General features: G+C 51.6%; 1 protein-coding gene. It reads right to left on the bottom strand.

The features are described 5' to 3' along the window. The coding region (locus AC2FNV_RS23495; protein ID WP_496774731.1) for an NAD(P)-binding domain-containing protein at positions 1-1,689 on the bottom strand (1,689 nt) is incomplete at its 3' end. Between the last annotated feature and the right edge of the window lie 54 nt (positions 1,690-1,743).

Here is a 1,743-nt window from a genome sequence, read left to right as displayed (position 1 = left end):
GTTACCGCCGTGGAACCAAAGAGCTTCCTGTTGTGTGGGTTTCCACATGTTGCGCTGTTCTCCTTCCCAAGGACCGGGGTCCTTCGTGGTATCCGATCCTAATCCCCAAACCTTGCCGACTTTATCAGCCATCTCCTGACCCGCCAGATCCGCGATCCAGCCATTCATCGAGTTATAGCCAGTGGCATAGACAATGACATCTGCGTCGAGATGCGTTCCGTCATCTAAGATTACACCAGTTTCGTCGACCTTAACGACCTGTCCCCGCTTTATCTTGATCTCGCCATCGATAATCAGCTGACTGGCGCCGATATCTATGTAATAGCCAGATCCGCGCCTCAGATATTTCATGAATAGACCAGAGTTATCGTCCCCCCAATCGAGCCAGAAACCAGCCTTTTCCAACCCGTCGTAGAACTCCTTGTCCTGTTCTTTCATCGCGGCATACGCCGGAATTTGGAATTCATGCAGTATCGCATAGGGCAGTGACGCAAAGATCAGATCGGCTTTTTCTGTTGTGACACCAGCCTCTACGGCCCGTTCAGAATAGAGATCGCCAAGTCCGATTTCCATCAAAGTATCGGAACGCACAATGTGTGTGGAAGACCTTTGAACCATGGTGACATCAACATCGTTCTCCCACATGGCGGCGGCGATATCGTGCGCGGAGTTGTTCGAACCCACTATAACCGCCCTTTTGCCTTTGTACTTGTCCGGACCTGGATGCTGTGAGGAGTGATGCTGATCGCCCTTGAACTTATCCATCCCGGGAAAGTCAGGCATATTGGCTTTTCCGGACATGCCAGTCGCCATAATAAGCTGCTTGGGTTTTAGCACCAGTTCTTTGCCATCACGGTCCACCACGACTGTCCACTCTTTGGTTTTCTCATCAAAGCTGGCAGATTTGGCGGTCGTGCGTGTCCAATAGTTCAGTTCCATCACCTTGGTGTACATTTCCAGCCAATCACCGATTTTGTCTTTGGGCGAAAAGATTGGCCAATTTTCCGGGAACTTTATGTAAGGTAGATGGTCATACCAAACTGGATCGTGCAGGCAGAGCGACTTGTAGCGTTTGCGCCAGCTGTCCCCCGGGCGATCGTTACGCTCGACAATAATTGTGGGCACGCCTAGTTGGCGCAGTCTGGCACCCAATGCTATCCCGCCCTGACCGCCGCCGATAATCAGGCAATAAGGTTGGGTTTCATGGCCAAGCTCGGCCTCCTCTTTCTCTCGCTCTTCTTTCCATGTGGTGCGGTGCTTGCCGGCGCCATGTTTCGCTCCGAGTGGGCGCTGAAATCCCTTTGGTTCTTCGTGTCCCTTGAGCTCGACCATCGTGGTTAGGAGTGTCCAGATCAGACCGTCCTTCAGACGCAATAGGCCATAGCCACGGGCCATTTCAGTTTCGAATTCTATCCAGGCGGTCGTTACGCCATCGGCTTCAGTCGGCGTCTCGCCTTCGGCTACCTTCCAACCCGTCGGCTTTATGGTTGCCAGTTGGTGGCGCAACATATCGGCCACCTGATCTTTTCCTTCGACGGTTTTGATGTTCCAAGTAAAGGAGACTAGATCACGCCAATAGCAATCATCCTGAAACATCTGAGTAGCGGCTTCAATGTCTTCGTTCTTTAGGGCTGTACCAAAAGAATCGAGAAATGCCTGTGTTTGACCCGTCAATGTCGTATCGAGCATAATTTTCCTCCCTCGTTTCATCCTAATTCGAACACTCTAGGAGAACCGCACCAT

The organism is Ruegeria sp. BHSA163 (genome assembly GCF_059613365.1).
This window is presented reverse-complemented; position numbering and strand designations above follow the sequence as displayed.